The organism is Phormidium sp. FACHB-592 (assembly GCF_014695795.1).
GTDB lineage: Bacteria > Cyanobacteriota > Cyanobacteriia > Leptolyngbyales > Leptolyngbyaceae > Stenomitos.
In genome coordinates this window covers 1-16,375 of record NZ_JACJOZ010000081.1, presented here as the reverse complement: position 1 = coordinate 16,375, position 16,375 = coordinate 1, and the positions used below count along the sequence as shown (strand labels likewise).

The 16,375-nt window shown below is 50.4% G+C and carries 16 protein-coding genes; 7 read left to right on the top strand and 9 right to left on the bottom strand.

All coding sequences use genetic code 11. The annotated features are described in order from the left end of the window. Nucleotides 1-261 precede the first annotated feature (261 nt). The 7 genes from H6F86_RS23720 to H6F86_RS23690 all read right to left on the bottom strand — a co-directional run bounded on the left by H6F86_RS23720 (nt 262) and on the right by H6F86_RS23690 (nt 5,106). On the bottom strand, nt 262-609 hold the full coding sequence (locus H6F86_RS23720) for a hypothetical protein (protein WP_190451944.1): 348 nt from the start codon (nt 607-609) through the stop codon (nt 262-264). 47 nt (nt 610-656) lie between these two features. Further along, nucleotides 657-1,586 carry an NAD(P)/FAD-dependent oxidoreductase gene (locus H6F86_RS23715; protein WP_190451942.1) on the bottom strand — a complete coding sequence of 310 codons (930 nt, stop codon included), beginning with the start codon at nt 1,584-1,586 and terminating at the stop codon, nt 657-659. A 155-nt stretch (nt 1,587-1,741) separates the two neighbouring features. After that, complete coding sequence (locus H6F86_RS23710) at nt 1,742-2,389, bottom strand: glycerophosphoryl diester phosphodiesterase membrane domain-containing protein (RefSeq protein ID WP_199305459.1); 648 nt, start codon at nt 2,387-2,389, stop codon at nt 1,742-1,744. Continuing rightward, nucleotides 2,364-2,522 (bottom strand): hypothetical protein, encoded by a 159-nt coding sequence (locus H6F86_RS23705; RefSeq protein ID WP_190451940.1) that lies wholly within the window; start codon nt 2,520-2,522, stop codon nt 2,364-2,366. The genes H6F86_RS23710 and H6F86_RS23705 overlap by 26 nt, the downstream gene beginning before the upstream one ends. Before the next feature lie 36 nt (nt 2,523-2,558). Beyond that, a complete protein-coding gene (locus H6F86_RS23700) occupies nt 2,559-3,566 on the bottom strand; it encodes an SDR family oxidoreductase (RefSeq protein WP_190451937.1) in 1,008 nt (335 codons plus the stop codon). Between the two features lie 122 nt (nt 3,567-3,688). Further along, a complete protein-coding gene (locus H6F86_RS32430; RefSeq protein ID WP_347240994.1) occupies nt 3,689-4,096 on the bottom strand; it encodes an alpha/beta hydrolase in 408 nt (135 codons plus the stop codon). A gap of 113 nt (nt 4,097-4,209) precedes the next feature. Next, a complete protein-coding gene (locus tag H6F86_RS23690; RefSeq protein ID WP_190451935.1) occupies nt 4,210-5,106 on the bottom strand; it encodes an NmrA/HSCARG family protein in 897 nt (298 codons plus the stop codon). 305 nt (nt 5,107-5,411) lie between these two features. Here H6F86_RS23690 and H6F86_RS23685 point away from each other — a divergent pair, with 305 nt between their 5' ends. Next, nucleotides 5,412-6,371, top strand: a complete 960-nt coding sequence (locus H6F86_RS23685) for an MBL fold metallo-hydrolase (protein WP_190451933.1) — start codon at nt 5,412-5,414, stop codon at nt 6,369-6,371. A 63-nt stretch (nt 6,372-6,434) separates the two neighbouring features. Here H6F86_RS23685 and H6F86_RS23680 read toward each other — a convergent pair whose 3' ends face one another. Continuing rightward, nucleotides 6,435-7,058, bottom strand: coding sequence for an NAD(P)H-binding protein (locus H6F86_RS23680; protein WP_242033660.1), 624 nt, complete (start codon nt 7,056-7,058; stop codon nt 6,435-6,437). Between the two features lie 158 nt (nt 7,059-7,216). Further along, on the bottom strand, nt 7,217-7,945 hold the full coding sequence (locus H6F86_RS23675) for an alpha/beta hydrolase (RefSeq protein ID WP_199305458.1): 729 nt from the start codon (nt 7,943-7,945) through the stop codon (nt 7,217-7,219). A gap of 420 nt (nt 7,946-8,365) precedes the next feature. On the opposite strand from H6F86_RS23675, the gene H6F86_RS23670 reads away from it, so the two are divergent. The 6 genes from H6F86_RS23670 to H6F86_RS23645 all read left to right on the top strand — a co-directional run. Next, nucleotides 8,366-12,046 (top strand): WD40 repeat domain-containing protein, encoded by a 3,681-nt coding sequence (locus H6F86_RS23670; protein WP_190451928.1) that lies wholly within the window; start codon nt 8,366-8,368, stop codon nt 12,044-12,046. Between the two features lie 362 nt (nt 12,047-12,408). After that, nucleotides 12,409-12,954 (top strand): DUF4037 domain-containing protein, encoded by a 546-nt coding sequence (locus H6F86_RS23665; protein WP_199305457.1) that lies wholly within the window; start codon nt 12,409-12,411, stop codon nt 12,952-12,954. A gap of 307 nt (nt 12,955-13,261) precedes the next feature. Next, nucleotides 13,262-13,417: a hypothetical protein gene (locus H6F86_RS23660; protein ID WP_190451923.1), complete on the top strand. Its 156-nt coding sequence runs from the start codon at nt 13,262-13,264 to the stop codon at nt 13,415-13,417. 183 nt (nt 13,418-13,600) lie between these two features. After that, nucleotides 13,601-13,879, top strand: coding sequence for a hypothetical protein (locus H6F86_RS23655; RefSeq protein ID WP_190451921.1), 279 nt, complete (start codon nt 13,601-13,603; stop codon nt 13,877-13,879). A gap of 140 nt (nt 13,880-14,019) precedes the next feature. Beyond that, nucleotides 14,020-15,573: a serine protease gene (locus tag H6F86_RS23650; RefSeq protein WP_190451919.1), complete on the top strand. Its 1,554-nt coding sequence runs from the start codon at nt 14,020-14,022 to the stop codon at nt 15,571-15,573. Between the two features lie 611 nt (nt 15,574-16,184). Further along, on the top strand, nt 16,185-16,375 hold a 191-nt coding region (locus H6F86_RS23645), incomplete at its 3' end, for a hypothetical protein (RefSeq protein WP_190451917.1).

The following is a 16,375-nucleotide window of genomic DNA, read 5'->3' as shown; positions in this document are numbered from 1 at the left end:
TACGTCTCAGACGGTAAACAGGCATTGAAACCCTAGGAATAAGGGTGTTCCAATTCATGCCTCATCAAATGCGTCGGGCGATCGCCTTGATTAGTTGCGGATGGCAGCAACGGCATAAACCGCAGCCAGTGATGGAATCAAGTGGGCAGTGCCTCTGTTTCTAACTTTGATTGAGCTGAAAGATCAAACAGTGTAAGCCAAGCTCAGAGTTGCTTTCAGACTTCACGTTGGTTTTAGTTCGATTGCTACAGGAACGCCAGGCTAGACTAACCGCAAATTGGCATAATCCTTAAAGGCCTTGCACAGTACCAGTTCTACTTTTTTAGTCACTTGTACGGCTGCTGGAGCGGTAATAGCGCGATCGACAAAGAGATTGACAGTACGCCAGCTGTCTATACTTTTCCTGTGCTCAAAACAGCGATCGCCCAACGAGTGTTTTTTAGAGTCCAGTGTTGGCTGTACGGTAATGGAACTATTGCCTAGTAGTGCAGCAGCGAGCGAGATCAAAGCCTTCAAAAGAAATTTTGAAGCGAATGGGAGGAAGCGAATGCTAGAAAAGCGCATTCGTATTGCCATGTAGCCGCCCATGACACCCCTAATTGTAGGCACCTGAGTGAATGATGCGGTTCTGCAATCCCTGGCCTCACCGTCTTGGATTACCGAAGTTGAATCAGATTTTCTTCAGTCAAAGTGCGATTGATGGCCACAGCAGCGATCGTCCCACTTGCGACTGCTACGGCGATCTGTGAATAGGGGCTAGACACATCGCCTACCGCATAAAGTCCAGGAATCGAGGTTTGCTTACTCTCATCCACTTGTACGATATCATTGCTGCCAAACTTACACCCTAACTTTGTGGCTAGATGGCTATGCTGATACGATGGAGGGCGCAGCAAGATACCGTGGCGGGGCAGCACTTCATTGTTCGTAAAGACGATTCCTGTTAGTTTTTCGTCTTGATATTCGAGTCGAGTAATTTTTTCTTCGCGTAGCTGAACCCCCCAATCTGATAACTGCTGTCGTTGCTCATGAGTTAATGCGGCAGGACCATCGGAACAGAGCACTAAATCACGGCTCCAGTTGGTCAACATGAAGGTCATTTCAAGTCCTACCTCACCTTTGCCATAAATGGCTAAAGGTTGATCTCGCACTTCCCAACCATGGCAGTAAGGACAGTGGAAAATGCTGCTACCCCAGAGTTCTGCAAATCCATCAATTGCCGGCAGTGAATCTTTCATACCTGTGGCTAACAGCAGTTTGCGACCGACAAACTGGTTGCCATCACCCAGGGTCACTTGAAAGCGATCGCCCAATTTTTGAGCATCGACCACTTCACCCACCTGAATTTCAACACCATCATAAGGACGCAGTTGCTCGCGTCCAATTTGCAGTAGTTCTGCAGGTGAAATGCCATCTCTAGAGAAGAAACCATGGGCAGCATGAGCCACTTGATTGCGTGGCTTTCCAGCATCACAGACCAAGACCCGTTTGCAGGCTCGTCCGAGCATCAAAGCAGTAGTCAAACCAGATGGGCCGCCACCGACGATGATGACATCAAAAACATCAGTCCTTGAGTTAACATTCATAGCTTGTTCTAATATTGTTAGCAATTGAGTCGGCAGTAAGAGAACATTGAAACCTGCCATTAAGTGGTGTAGATGAAGAAGGCGATCGGTCAAAAACTATCCACCTTCTTTAAGCAGATTTGCCTAGGAAAGGTACTCAGGCACTAACCTCGCTTCTAACTGCTAGCTGGTAAACCCACGATGTCTGCATAGGCGGCAGCGATCGCACAAGCACTGAGCGGAATCGTCACTAGCAGACCCACACCTAGCAGCAAAACACCCGCTAGATTGAGTAGTATCAGCACCAAAGCAAAGCCAAGAAAAGAGAACCACTGTTTGGAAATCAGCTTGCGGCTCAACTCCATCCCATCCCAGAAGCTCATCTTCTTTTCGAGTACTAAGGGCAGTGCAAAGATGTAGGCGACTGCCAGGTAAAGACCCGGAACGAGAAGCAGTAACAACCCAATGCCAATCACCAGGTTAGAAACGAGGCTGACTAGGAAAAGCGGCAGGTAGTTATTGAAACCCTTGAAGAAATCACCAAACGTTGTGGCTCGCTTTTTCAAAAGTTTAAATGCCACGATTAGAAATCCTGCATTTAAAGGAGCAGAAATGAAGAGGCTGATGAATCCTTCTAGAGTGACAGACTGGCTCACTTTGGCAATCGCAACATTAACCAAGAAAAACAAAAGTGTAAAGCCAGCAAACCCAACCGGATTTTTCTTGAACGTTTTCCAGCCGCTGTTAATGTACTCGCTGATCTTAACCGTGTAGCTTTTCTGAAGTAAGCCTTCAAGCTCAGTTGATCCGTAACTTTTCATCATCGTTTTTCCAAAGTATTGTTGGCATTGAGTTGACAGTAAGAGAAAATTGAAACTTGCCATTGGGTGGGTTAGGCGATCGCAACCGCAGGTCGCCAACGATACAGGGGTCAATCAGCGTGGAACTGATTGTCATGGCATGCTTGGTTGCGACGCCATGACAACACAGTTTCTAGCCTGAAATGCCCCCCAGCATGGCAATCAATCCGCTGGCAGCAACGACTGTGATCGCGCCCCATTTGATCGGTGGGTTTCTATCCAGCCAATCTGTGAAGCTGGGTACGCTCAAATTACCGAAATCGCCCTCTACGGTGTCGTAACCAGAGATTGGGACATAGAGGTTATCGGGTGCATCTGTCGCTTTTGGCTCACCTGTCAGTTGAGCGGTAAAGCCAACCTGGAGAAATAAGCGATCGACAATTAACGGGGCAATGCGTTGCAGCATTTCTAATATTCGCCCCATGTCACCCACCACAAAGTCACGGGTAGGGTGTTCAGCCGCATATAAAATGGCATCGGCAACGGTGCTGGGTTTGTTGTAAGGCGGTAAGCCAGCAGGCGCGACTCCCATTTTTGTCCGAATTTTGTTGAAAATGGGAGTATTCGTGATGGCGGGCATCACATTCGTGACGCTAATTGGCTGTTTCTGGTGGTGCAACTCAATGCGCATGGAATCCAGAAAGCCTGCTACGCCATGCTTGGAAGCTGCATAGGGACTTTGTAAGGGAAACGGCACTCTTGCCGCTAATGAGGAGACGTGAATGAGTGCGCCACCTCCCTCCTTTTTGAGGTGTGGTAGAGCGACCATCGCGCCATAGGCCTGCCCATTCAGGTTGACATCAATGACTCTTCTAAATTCTTCCGGTGTGATTTGGTCAAACGGGGCGACAACGCTGGTACCAGAAACATGCACCCAGGTATCGAGTCGTCCGTAAGTGGCAATGGTTTGATCGCCGATCGCTTTCACTTGTTCAAATTCGCTGACATCGGCAATGACGGCGATCGCGTCTCCACCCAACTGTTTGATCTCATCTACCAACGTTGCCAACCCAGACTCGCCGCGAGCAGCAACAACAACCTTTGCCCCTTTTTTGGCAAACCGCAGAGCTGTCTCTCTGCCAATTCCACTAGAAGCGCCAACGATGGCAACTACTTGCTGATTGATCGGCTTTAATTTCATGGGTTTTACTCCTAAAATTGAATCTCTTTAAATACAGTTCTCAATGCTTGCGGCGAACAATTGCCAATGCTTACACCGGGGTTCATCCCTTTGAAAAAGATGTCTCACATCAACGTCCGGTGTCAGTCCTTGAGAAAGGATAGAAGGTCGTTGTTGAGTTGTTCTTTGTGCGTGTCGGTTAAACCGTGAGGTCCGCCGGGATAGATTTTTAGGGTGGAGTGCTTCACCAGTTTGGCGGCGGCGATCGCAGCGGCACCAATCGGCACAATCTGGTCATCATCACCATGAATAATCAGCGTCGGCACATCAAACTTTTTGAGGTCTTCCGTGAAGTCAGTTTCAGAAAATGCTTTGATACTGTCGAAGGCGTTCTTGTGTCCCGCCTGCATTCCCTGCAACCAAAACCAGTCAATCATGCCCTGAGAAACTTTGGCACCCGGACGGTTGAAGCCGAAGAAGGGGCCGCTAGCGAGATCTTTGTAGAGCTGCGATCGATCAGCCAGAGAGCCAGCGCGAAGTCCGTCGAACACGTCGATTGACAGTCCATTCGGATGATTCTCTGTCTTCAGCTAGGTTCAAAGGAACGAAGGCGCTGGCTCGACAGTTACTTCGTTGTTCTCAGTCTTCGAGTGCTTTCAAGGGATCATTGACCCGACATTAGCTGCGCTTCTGGCTGGTTTTGCCAGCCGTGATCGCGCAAATAAGCTTCAAAGTCGGTCTGTGCAGAAAAATTACGCTTCAACTGTGTTAAATCTGCTGCGTAGCCAACGTTCTCAAACCAGCGATACATGATGGTTAATTCTTCTCCAATTTGTTGCTCAAACGCTTCAAATGGAATTTGTTGGTATTCAACGGTTTTTCCTAAAACACGGCTGAACGTAGCAGCGATTTCCGGCATGGTCATGTCCACACTGGCAAGTTCAATTTCGCCGTTCATGAATTCTGCGGGGCGATCGAAGACATCAGCGACCATCTCCCCATAATCGTCTTCAGAAAGCTGCTGCAACTTCGTTTCAGGGCTCAAGGGCTGAAAGAGCGTTCCAGCCTCAACCATCGAGCGCATCAGGTTGTAGTTGTAGAAGAAGAAAACGGGTCGCAGGATTGTGTAGGGCAACTCGCTGGCTCGGATGTATGCTTCGACTTGAAACTTGCTGTCGAAATGGGGAATACCCGTGTTGCGTTCGGCGCTACCCACCGAACTGTAGACGAAGTGCTGGATGCCCGCCGCTTTCGCTGCGTCTGCAACCGTTTTGCCCTGACGGATTTCGGTGTCTACTCCATCTTGAAAGATCTGTAGCGAGAAAACACCGTAGGCACCTTGCAAAGCGCGATCGAGGGAAGCGCGATCGTTGAGATCACCAACTGCGAGTTCTGCGCCTGCTTGTTGGAGGGCTTGAGCCGCAGGCTTGTTGGAGTCACGCACCAAAGCTCGAACCTTGAAATTGCCGCGTTGCAACAGATGACGGGCGATCGCGCTGCCTTGATTGCCGGTAGCGCCGGTGACTAAGATCAGTCGTTCTGTGTTGCTTGACTGTGTCATGGAATTTCTCCTGAATCGGTATAGGTTGGGTTTAAGGCGAAGGCGCTGACTTGTCCTTTGCTTCGTTGTTCTCATTCTTCAACAGACCGTCCATTTAGCCAACGCAAGTTCCTTGAGTTAAAGCTGCAACTTAGCGTGAAGCGTAGTCTTCCTCATTACCAGGCTGTAAGGCTCCAGTCTTTCTGGTGGAAAATGGCTTTAACTTGTCGTTTCATGAGTGGCTATTGAGTGGTGCAATTGGGTAAAGTTTTACCAACTAAGTTTGTGTTGCATCAATTTTCAATTACCACTGGAATCGCTCGAATATGTTTTTTAGACTTGCCATCGCTGTTATCACCGCAGTGTTGATGATTGCAACCTCAATGATGTTTCCGGGCATGACCGCAGAGAAAACGGCGAAACCTCAAGTTCCGGGTGTCTATCAATTCGAGTTAGGCGATTTCACAATTACCGCCCTCAGCGACGGCACAGTGCTATTGGATCTGCATCCCATCCTGACCAATACGAACCAGGCCGAAATCGATCGCCTCCTGCATCAAAGCTTCCTTAAAAACCCTGTTGAAGCTTCGATCAATGTCTTTCTCATTGACACTGGAGACAAGCAGGTGTTGGTAGACACAGGTTCAGGGGAATTGTTTGGAGAACTAGGCGGCAAGCTACCAAGGTCGTTGCAGGCAGCAGGTTATACAGCCGACGAGATCGATATGGTTCTCCTTACTCATATCCATACCGATCACAGCGGTGGTTTGGTTGTCGGTGGTCAACCCATGTTTCCTGCTGCTACGGTCTATGTCGGCAAACCCGATCTTGATTTTTGGCTTGACCCTGCTATTGCAAAGCGATCGCCAGACTTTCAAAGATATTTCAACGAAGCCGTTAAGACCGTCAAACCCTATCTCGATAGGGGCAAGCTGAAACCGTTTTCGGGCGAGACGGTGATTCTACCTGGGATTACCGCACGCCCCACGCCAGGACATACACCCGGACACAGTTTCTTCTTGGTGGAAAGCCAAGGCAAGAGTATTGAGTTTTGGGGTGATATTATGCACGTTGCCTCGGTTCAATTGCCGAAGCCCGAAATCACGATCGACTTCGATGTTGATTCGAAGGCCGCAGCAGGACAACGGGCAAAACAATTTGCTGATGCAGAAGCATCCCGTCGTCTCGTCGCAGCCGCTCATGTCTCTTTTCCAGGAGTCAGTCATCTTCGTGCAGACAAGCAGGGCTATGCTTGGGCGCCTGTGGAGTATCGCTGGCGTGAATGATGAAGTTGCGCTGCGAAAGGAATAAGACCTTGAAGCGTCCAGCTATGCCGCGAGTACGCCATGTTAGCTGTTGGCGATCGTGATGGCTCGATTCACATACGTGTCTGTGGTCAACTGCTCTACAACGAACGCAGCCAGATCTGCGCGGGTTACCTGTCGGCCCTTCTCTACACCTGAGAGCACGCGCACAGAGCCGACAGCAGGCTGGTCGTTCAACACAGCGGGGCGGATTAGCACATAAGGGACTCCTGCCTGGGCGATCTCCCGTTCCATAGCGGTCTTATCCGCTGTCGATCCACGTAGGAATGTGGGCAACAGCAGCAACCGGAACGGTAGGGTTGCCTGCGCCGTACTGTCCCCCACACCCAGAGCCGAGATCGCGATGATCCGGCGTGTGCCGTTCTTCTTTGCGGCTGCGACGATGGCGCGAGCAACCCGTTGTTCGATCTCTGTCTGCCGCCACGGCGTCTTGCCACCCACTGTATCGATCACGGCGTCTTGTCCAGCTGTCGCGTGGGATATCACCGCTGGGTCGGTTGCATCCCCAGTGAAAACGCGAACATTAGGCGGGACGGTGTAGTGAGTACTATCGCGCATGAAGGCCGTCACGGTGTGACCAGCAGCAATAGCCCGGTCCACCACCTGTCTTCCCGTCTTGCCCGCCGCTCCGATCACTAAGACATTCATCGTGGTACCTCATTGGGGTGTATCGCAAAACTAAGTTAATGGTTAAGGGGAGAAGCCTAAAACTCCCCCCATTGCTTGCTATATCTACTTCTTCTCTAGAAATGACAGTACTTTTTGCCTACTGTTATGCAGAAGTTTTTGTGCCACAGTCAGCTTCTCTACTCTGCGGTTGCAGCATGCTCAATGACTCTAACGACGGCATCAGGATGAGAAACCATCACTATATGCGATGCGCCATTCATGACAACCGTTTCCTTCGAGTTGGCACGCTCTGCCATGAAAGCGAGGGCTGCCTCCGGAATATTTAAGTCGCGATCGCCATAAATGAACCAGGACGGGGTGGACTTCCAGGCAGGGGTCCCAGAGGCTTCTTTAAGAGCAGCTTCCGTGATGGGCCGCTGGGTGCTAGCCATCAGCTGTGCGGCTGCCGCAGGCACATCCGCAGCAAACTGGGCGTGGAACTTATCTGGCTGGATATAAAGATCTTGACCCCCATCAGATGTTGCAACAGGTGGCGCAAGCGCTGGTCCGAGGGTGCTGCCAGGATAACGTCCTGAGAGTTCGATGGCAGTCTCACCTGTATCCGGAGCGAAAGCCGCAACATAGACAAGTGCCTTCACGTTGTCGTTGCCATTGACCGCGTTAGTGATCACCGCCCCTCCATAGGAGTGTCCGACTAGCACCGTAGGACCTGCAATGCTCTTGAGGACACTGGCAACATAGTTGGCGTCGCTTTTCACTCCACGGAGAGGATTGGCTACGGCAACCGTTGGGTAACCTTTCTCGTGCAGCTGGGTCAATACGCCATTCCAACTAGAAGACTCAGCAAATGCACCGTGAACAAGAACGACAGTGGGTTTGATGTCTTGTGCGTTTGTGGTGTTCATGACAGTTCCTAATGAAGTGATTAGAGTGGTTCCTAAAAAGAGTGCGGCGAGCAAAAACAAACGGGTACCGCTTCTAAAAGTGGGCATGTTCATGTTTTGGTTTCCTTGGTATTCGTCTCCTGGTTGAATACTTCTTTGAGCCCTTTTCTAAAAGCTAGCCAGTGCGATCGCAACGCTGTTTAGCAGGGGTTGGGTTCAATCTGAACGAAGGCGCTGACTCAACAGTTGCTTCGTTGTTCTCATTCTTCAACAGTCCTTCCATTGAGACCACGCAAGTTCCTTGCGTTAAAGCCGCAACTTATGGTGAAGCGTGGTATTCTTCAGGAAAAAAAGCACTGATTCAGTAGTTTGCAAGGCGCACAAAAGGATGCAGCCCCTTATAAAAAAGACTGCCTTGCCCTTTAAGCCGGCAATTTGTTTATGAATGCTAATGCCAAGAAAGCCAAGCGCAGTGGAGTTGCCTCGGCACGAGTCAGAGGAGTCATTCTATCACCGCATGGATGGCAGCGCTTTCAAGCGGCAAAACAGCAGGCAGAGTCAAAGGAAAGTTGGGGTAAGCGGTTCACGCAGGAAGATCTCAACGATCGCACAGGACTATCCCCCAATACCCTAGCCCGAATCCTTAATCGCGCACTGGGTGTCGATCGACAGTCGCTAGAGATCCTGTTTCAGGCCTTTGGGCTAGAACTCACAACGGCTGATTATGCACCCCCTGCCGCAGCCCCTAAAACATTAGAGTTGCAGCGAGAAGATCCGCAGCAGGACTGGGATAACGCAGTTGATGTCTCGGTGTTTTATGGTCGTGAAACCGAATTGGCGCAACTGTGGCAGTGGGTAGTAGCCCAACGCTGTCGCGTCGTTGGGCTACTGGGGCTTGGAGGCATTGGCAAAAGTACGATCGCCGTTAAAGCAGCGCTACAGATGCAGTCTGACTTTGAGGTTGTGGTATGGCGATCGCTTGCCAACGCACCCTCCTTGGATGACCTCCTGACCAGCCTACTGAAATTTCTGATGCCGCTTCAGGGAGATGCTCCGCTGATCCCGGCTACGCTCAATGAAAAGCTTGTCTTGTTGATGCAATACTTGCGATCGCAGCGCTGTCTATTAATTTTGGATAACGCTGAAACGATTTTGCACAGTGAACAGGTCGGGCAGTGGCAGTCTGGTTATGAAGCCTATGGACAGTTCTTAAGAACGCTAGGAGAAACGTCCCATCAAAGCTGCTGCTTGCTGACCAGTCGTGAGAAACCCCGTGAAATCGCTCTGTTGGAGGGCGAACAGAGTGTTGTGCGATCGCTTGCTCTAAATGGACTCACCCCTGATGATGGACGCGCTATTTTTCGACAAAAGGGAGCATTTACAGGGTCAGAAGCCGAGTGGCAAACCTTAGTTAACCACTATGGTGGCAACCCTTTGGCGTTGAAATTAGTGGCATCTGCCACACAGGATTTGTTTAACGGAAGTATTGCTGAGGTAGTCAGCTATCTCGATCAGGGAACGTTTGTGTTTGAGGATATTCGCAATCTCCTTGATCGTCAATTCAATCGCCTATCGATAGAGGAACAGAAAATTCTCTACTGGTTTGCTATTCACCGAGAGCCAGTGGCGATCGCAGAGATTCGTGAAAACGTGATTGGTGCAACCTCTCAACAAACCGTTCCCCAACAAGTAAATTCACTGCTCCGGCGATCGCTACTCGAAAAAACAGATGGATTATTTTTCTTGCAGCCTGTGGTGATGGAATATGTCACAGAACGGTTGATCCAACAGGTCTGCACAGAATTTACAACCCGACAGCTTGATGTATGGCAAAGTCATTCGTTGATTCGAGTACAGGCGAAAGACTATATCCGAGCAATGCAACTGCGATTCATTTTGCAACCTGTGATGGAATGGCTTTTGTCGTCTTACCAAAATCTGTCTCAAGTTGAAGATAGAGCAAGACTACTCCTAGCACAACAACGATCAGAATATGGAGCAGGATATGCGGCCGGGAATTTGATCAATCTGCTGGTGCAGCTCAAAGTAGATTTGCAGGGTTCCGATTTTTCTGAACTCGTGGTGCGGCAAGCCGACCTGCGGCAAATTAATTTGGTAGGGGTCAATTTTCAAAATTCTAATTTAGCGACATCCCTTTTTTCGGAGACCTTGGGAGTGGCAACATCTGTTGATATTAGCCCAGATGGCCAAGTTTTTGCCGTCGGCGACATCAGCGGTTTAGTGTATTTGTGGAATGTTGCATCCCATCAACTGATTGCGACGTTTGAAGGACATTGCGGTGGGGTTTGGGCGGTCGCATTTAGTCCCGATGGCACAACACTGGCGAGTGCCGGTAATGATGCGACGGTACGGTTGTGGCATGTGCAAAGTGGTCAGTGTTTGTGGATTTCGACAGGGCATACGAGTCGAATTTGGTCTTTAAGCTTTAGCGCTAATCGTCAATGGTTAGCCAGTGGTAGTGATGATCAAACGGTAAGAGTGTGGAATTTACAGGGTGACTGTTTGCACATCTTGAAAGGACACACCAAAAACGTTTATTCCGTTCACTTCTCGCCCAACCATCCAATTTTAGCCAGCGGCAGTAACGATACCTCGATTCGGCTTTGGAATGTTGAGACTGGAAAATGCCTGAATGTGTTGCAAGGGCATTCTTCCGGTATTCGCTGCGTGCGCTACAGCCCGGATGGTCAACGGTTGGCAAGTGGCGATCTCAATGGCTGCATTCAACTATGGAGTCATCCGCTTGATTCTAAAACTCATTCATTTAATCCTGAATTATCGCTGCGGGGGCATACCAATTGGGTTCGGAACATTGTATTTAGTCCAGAGGGTGACACGTTAGTAAGCGGCAGTGATGATGGCACCCTTCGGCTTTGGAATGTCCAAGACGGATACTGTACGAATATTCTGGGTGAGCAGACTGGACCAGTTCTAGCACTCGTCATTAGTGTTGATGGTCAGATCTTGATCAGCGCCAACCACGATCGAACAGTGCGAATGTGGCAGATGCCGAGTGGGCAAAGCCTTAAAACGTTGAGCGGCTATACCTATGGAGAACACTGCTTAAGTTTTAGTCCTGTCACAGTTACAGCAGTTCAGCATCAGAATAGTTCTGCCACAGCGCGAACTGAGCCAGCTACTATGAGTCACCTACTTGCCAGTAGTAGTAGCCAAACCGGAACAATTCACTTATGGCAGTGGCAGGTGGATCTCGATCCACTCAGCTTGCCTCCCTGGAAAATCATCTACCGAGAAAACAGCCAGATTTCAAATTTAAGCTTTAGCCCTGATGGTCAAACGATTACCACCAATGGAGAAGATGGCTCCGTTTTTCTATGGGATGTGCAAACAGGACAGGGCGATCGCTGGATTGCTCACGATGCTCCTGTGTTAGCAGTGCGTTTTAACCCCGTTGGGCAAACCCTAGCAAGCAGTAGCTATGACCGAACAGTGCGTCTGTGGGATGTACAAACTCACCAATGCTTACAAGTGCTACGAGGTCATCAGAGCAGCATTCGGGCGATCGCCTTTGATCCCCAAGGTCGAACTCTGGCAAGTGGCAGCTATGACCAAACGATTCGGCTATGGGACGCGCAGACGGGGGAGTGCCTACGGGTGCTAGAAGGACACAAGGGCGGGGCTTACACGCTAGCATTTCATCCAACCGAGCCGATTCTAGCAAGCGGCAGCTTTGACCAAACGATTCGATTGTGGGATGTGCAAAGCGGAGCCTGTCTAAGAATTTTACAGGGGCATACCAGCATTGCATTTACCATTGCTATCAGCCCTGATGGTCAAACTATTGCTAGTGGCAGTGATGACCAAACCGTTCGCCTCTGGAATTTGAAGACGGGGGAATGCCTTCATGTAATGTGTGAACATGATAGTTGGATCGCATCAGTTGTCTTCAGCCCCGACGGTCAAATTCTATTGAGTGGAAGCTTCGATCGCACCCTTAAACTGTGGGATGTCGCAACAGGACGCTGTATCAAAACGGTGAGAGGCGATCGTCTCTACGAAGGCATGAATATTCAAGGCGCAACAGGATTGACAACAGCTCAGAAAACAACATTAAGATCCTTAGGAGCCATTTCACAGTGAAGCGTTTATCTACAACACTATCGTTTGCATAGCGTCTTGCAAAAAACTGTCTGTGAGATTATTGAGAGCGGCAATCACAATTGCCTTAAACTCAAAGCCAATCAAGCGAAACTGCTAAAGCAAGCGCAACAGTGTGTTTAAACTCAAGCGCTCTTAAGCTGTGAATGAGCAGAAAATATGGCACAATTCGCAAATGAGTGGCATAAACCTGCAAAGCTAGAATCTGTAAGCATTTTAGGCTCTTGGCTTACTTCTAATCACTGCTGCATCAACACAGTTCATCTCAGGTGATCAGAGTCCAGAACGGTAGCCTGAGGTATGTTGACTGATTGCATCACTCATTGCGAATCACGCCAAATCTTTTGCTCATTTACAGTTACGATGTGTCGCAAAATGGGCTGTTGTTTGAGAAGCAAACGTCAGCGTTTAATCTTCAACGCGCTATTGCGCTTTATGGCAAAGACCTCATCCAACATTGGCAAAATCGGCTTTATCCTTATCCTGAAGCACTGGCTGTGGCGATGGTGCAGAAGCATCTGAAATTTCGTCCGTTTGATGGGCAACACATCTTAACCAAGCGCCTTGAGATCCCGATGCTGTATGAAAACAACTGCGCCATCACACGATGGCTGCTCAATATGCTGTTCGCACTAAATCGTGTTTATCATCCCGGTTTCAAATGGACACGTTACTTTGTTGCAGAAATGAACATTAAGCCGCCTGAGTTTTTTGCCCGGTTGGAGCGCGTTTTTCAATCTGATGCTGCAAGCGGAACCCCTGAGTTGCGACGACTCGTGGAGGAAACGTTCGACCTTGTAGAGCAGTGCCTACCGCAAGTTGACCTCAAGCAGCAGCGTGAAACGTTTAATCGGCTTTATCCGAAGTGGGAGTTGCCTGTTGATCGTTAACTTAGTGTCCATCAAAAACAGCCTAACAATCCCGTTGCACACCGACCGTATGAAGTCTCTTCGTTGAGTTCGAGCGGTTATTTGCGGCGGGTGATTGGGAACGTTATGCCGCTTCATCTCTGGGTTGGGATAGTGCTTCAAAGTTAACGACGGTAGTGCCCTAGCGTAAAGATCAGAGAAAAAGCAAAATTTTGAAAGTCTCATCTGGCAAGACTTCTAAAAATGACTGTTTTTCTTTAGCCTTGAAGAAATAGGACTACCAGTTTTTGAATGGTGCTTTTTCTTTGACTACTGAAAAGCAAACAGTTTGACAAGCGATTCATCAGCTTTGCTGACTCAGCGATCGCTGCTAGTGCTTTGGACTGCCCTCAAAGTGGCACAAACGACAAAAACCCTGCGCAGCAGCAGTTTCAGCTTTTCACCTCTTTGGTTAGTTGCCGCACCCGCAGTAGTGCTGCTTTGAGGTCAACGGCTTACTGCTCTTCTCAAACTTAGTCTAGGCAAAGCTTCTAGGTCATCTGGCACCTTTTTGCCTTTATGTCGGCTCAACCCCTCACATTGCTGACACAGCACTCTAGACAGCAGCCCTCACATCACCGACACATTGCCGCTTCGCACCGTCACACATCACTGTTGAAGGAACCCTATGTTCGCTAACACCCACCCTGCCATTGTCCAGATCCGCCGTGAATTGAGAGGTCAATTACCCGATGAATGGCTCGAAGAAGTGGTCTCCATCCTGGAGTATCAATTGACGTATCAAACGCTGGATGAGCTGGCTACCAACGACCGGCTGAAGCTCATGCCAAGTCTGAGCTTCAGCCGGTCGTTACAGCAGTTGTTGTCGCAAGCGCTCGCGCCGGACACCCAGGCATTGGCTGTGTCGCTCCCACTGCCTCAGAGCTTGCGACTGCCTTGGCAATGAGTCTCGCGTGGCGAGACAATAACCTTGCATGCCTGCTGCTTGCCAGTGACCTTGGCTTCACGCTTGCCATGTTTGATCGGCATGACAGAATCGCAGTGGTTATACTGCTGCCATCACTTAGTGCGTGAGGTCAGGGAACGGTGAGAACGGCTCAGGTCTTGTCAGTCATGCTCCTGTTGACGTTGGGCACCCTCCCCAAGCTTGCGGCGGCTCAAAGTCTTGAACAGTTAGTACAGCAGGGGCGTACGGCACAAGCGGCGAAACAGTATAGTCAGGCGGAAGCCGCGTGGCGGCGTGTGCTCGGACAAGACCCGAAGAATGCTGATGCCTATCTTGGTTTGGGGCATGCGCTCAGTGGCCAGAAGGGGTTTGCTGAGGCGATTGCTGCCTACCGTCAGGCGCTTACCCTCAACCCGAAGAATGCTGATGCCTATCTTGGTTTGGGGCATGCGCTCAGTGGCCAGAAGGGGTTTGCTGAGGCGATTGCTGCCTACCGTCAGGCGCTTACCCTCAACCCCAAGAATGCCGAGGCCTATCTTGGTTTGGGGCATGTGCTAAGTGACCGGAAGCGGTTTGCCGAGGCGATTGCTGCCTACCGTCAGGCCATCAAGCTTAACCCACGGTATGATACTGCCTACCTCAAGCTGGGGCATGTGCTGTCTGACCAGAAGCAGTTTGCTGAGGCGATTGCCGCCTATCGTCAGGCCATCAAGCTGAACCCGCAGTCTGTTAGTGCCTACCTCAATCTAGGGGCTGTGCTGTCTGAACAGAAGCAGTTCGATGAGGCGATTGCTGCTTATCGTCAGGTGCTAAGCTTACCTGATGACACGGCTACCCTACTCACAGCTCATACACTTGCTTACAATGGGCTGGGGCTAATCTTCCAGCAACAGGGGCAGTTGACCGCTGCCATCGGGGCATACCAGTTGGCACTTCAAGTAGACCCCAGTTATGCCTATGCCCAGACCAACCTGCTGGAAGCACAACGACTCTTGGCACTCAAGCAAGTGCCGCAGCGGCTTGCGTTAGCCGAAACGCGCTACTTGACCCGTGACACCGTGACACCGCTCAAACGGTCCGTTGTCAAGATTATTGCGCGCTTTCCTCACAGTGCTAAGGGCAGCGGTTACGGCACTGGCTTTGTCGTCAAACGTAAGGGGAATAAAGCTTGGATTGTGACCAATCGGCATGTGGTGTTGGAACCGGACACCCAGCAACGGGGTGAGGATCTGCAAGTGGAGCTGTACTATGGCAACCCACCGGCTGGTATGCCAGTAGCACGATTAGAGAAGGCACAGGTGCGCTTGCTGCAGATGACGGAGCCGAATGATCCACTGGACCTGGCTGTGCTGGAAGTGACGGACTTGCCTGTAGACATCCAGCCCCTACCCGTGCGGCAGCAGACAGCAGGAGACCGCTTGAATGTGCGGCTTATTGGCCATTCAGGAGCTCAAGCCTGGCAGGTCGATGAAACGGAGAGTCTGGGCTTTGTGAATTCGCAACTAAAAGACCGCTTGTTGCTACGTCTTGACCTGCGAAAAGGGGCCTCAGGCAGTCCAATTCTGGATGCACAGAATCGGGTTCTCGGTGTGTTATTTGGCGACATTACCCTAGAAACAACCGGGCTCGGGACTGCTTACCCGATTAATGTTGTGATGAATAAACTCGCAGCCTGGGGAGTCAAATTACCATGAGCTTGCATAGACAAGGATAATAGCGGTTCCGTAGCTTTTAGACCAAAATCAACGTTAGCGACCTTCAGCAAGACAACTCATCGGTTTTGCTTCAGTATTTTTTTGTCCGTACTACAAAGCTAAACTACTTTTGGACGGTTACATCACACTACAAAGCGCACAAGATCTGATGCGCTTGTTCTCCCCCACGGCTGAAAGCCGCCTTTTAACGTTGCACTGCTGCTCAACCCGCAACCGACCAATGACGGAAGCGGCATCCTAGCTCGGGTCGGGTTAAGTATCTAAGGCGGCTAAGGTGCTAGAGGGGGTGAAGGCAGCGCCGCGACCGTTGGCCAAGCCAGGAGCGGCAAAGCAGCGAGCGCTGCAGTTTAGTGACCGCAAGGATGGTCTGAGCCAGCACTGGGGCAACTCAGTTCACTTGGACCTAGAGGTCTCAGGCGCGTTTGTTCCTCGCTGTCGCTGCGGTCTGAAGGCAGCGCAGCGGTCGGCCTTAGCATCCCGTTCTGCCAACCTTGATAAAGTTTGCGTGAACTTGAGCATCCCAGCGGCACGCCGCGTTTGCTTGGACGTCACCAAGTGATGATCCCAGTCCCTAACACGAGAGCAGAGACATGACACGAGCAATGAGACGCCGCACAGGGTTAATGGTGCTCACACTACTGACGGTGCTCTGGCCCACTCAGCCAGGTTGGGGGAAGGAAGGCAGCCAATCCAAAGCGCCGCTCGTCGCTGAGATTGCGTTTCAATATGCGGCTACTGACCCCTCCCCAGCGGCGGTCAAAGTCTTGGACCAGGCACTCGC

What these genes read in the sequence shown, in the direction of transcription:
- H6F86_RS23680 (WP_242033660.1), bottom strand. Translation starts at nt 7,058, where the DNA reads ATGAATGTCTTAGTGATCGGAGCGGCGGGCAAGACGGGAAGACAGGTG.
- H6F86_RS23675 (WP_199305458.1), bottom strand. Translation starts at nt 7,945, where the DNA reads ATGAACACCACAAACGCACAAGACATCAAACCCACTGTCGTTCTTGTT.
- H6F86_RS23710 (WP_199305459.1), bottom strand. Translation starts at nt 2,389, where the DNA reads ATGATGAAAAGTTACGGATCAACTGAGCTTGAAGGCTTACTTCAGAAA.
- H6F86_RS23715 (WP_190451942.1), bottom strand. Translation starts at nt 1,586, where the DNA reads ATGAATGTTAACTCAAGGACTGATGTTTTTGATGTCATCATCGTCGGT.
- H6F86_RS23705 (WP_190451940.1), bottom strand. Translation starts at nt 2,522, where the DNA reads ATGACAATCAGTTCCACGCTGATTGACCCCTGTATCGTTGGCGACCTG.
- H6F86_RS23685 (WP_190451933.1), top strand. Translation starts at nt 5,412, where the DNA reads ATGTTTTTTAGACTTGCCATCGCTGTTATCACCGCAGTGTTGATGATT.
- H6F86_RS23655 (WP_190451921.1), top strand. Translation starts at nt 13,601, where the DNA reads ATGTTCGCTAACACCCACCCTGCCATTGTCCAGATCCGCCGTGAATTG.
- H6F86_RS23670 (WP_190451928.1), top strand. Translation starts at nt 8,366, where the DNA reads ATGAATGCTAATGCCAAGAAAGCCAAGCGCAGTGGAGTTGCCTCGGCA.
- H6F86_RS23700 (WP_190451937.1), bottom strand. Translation starts at nt 3,566, where the DNA reads ATGAAATTAAAGCCGATCAATCAGCAAGTAGTTGCCATCGTTGGCGCT.
- H6F86_RS23690 (WP_190451935.1), bottom strand. Translation starts at nt 5,106, where the DNA reads ATGACACAGTCAAGCAACACAGAACGACTGATCTTAGTCACCGGCGCT.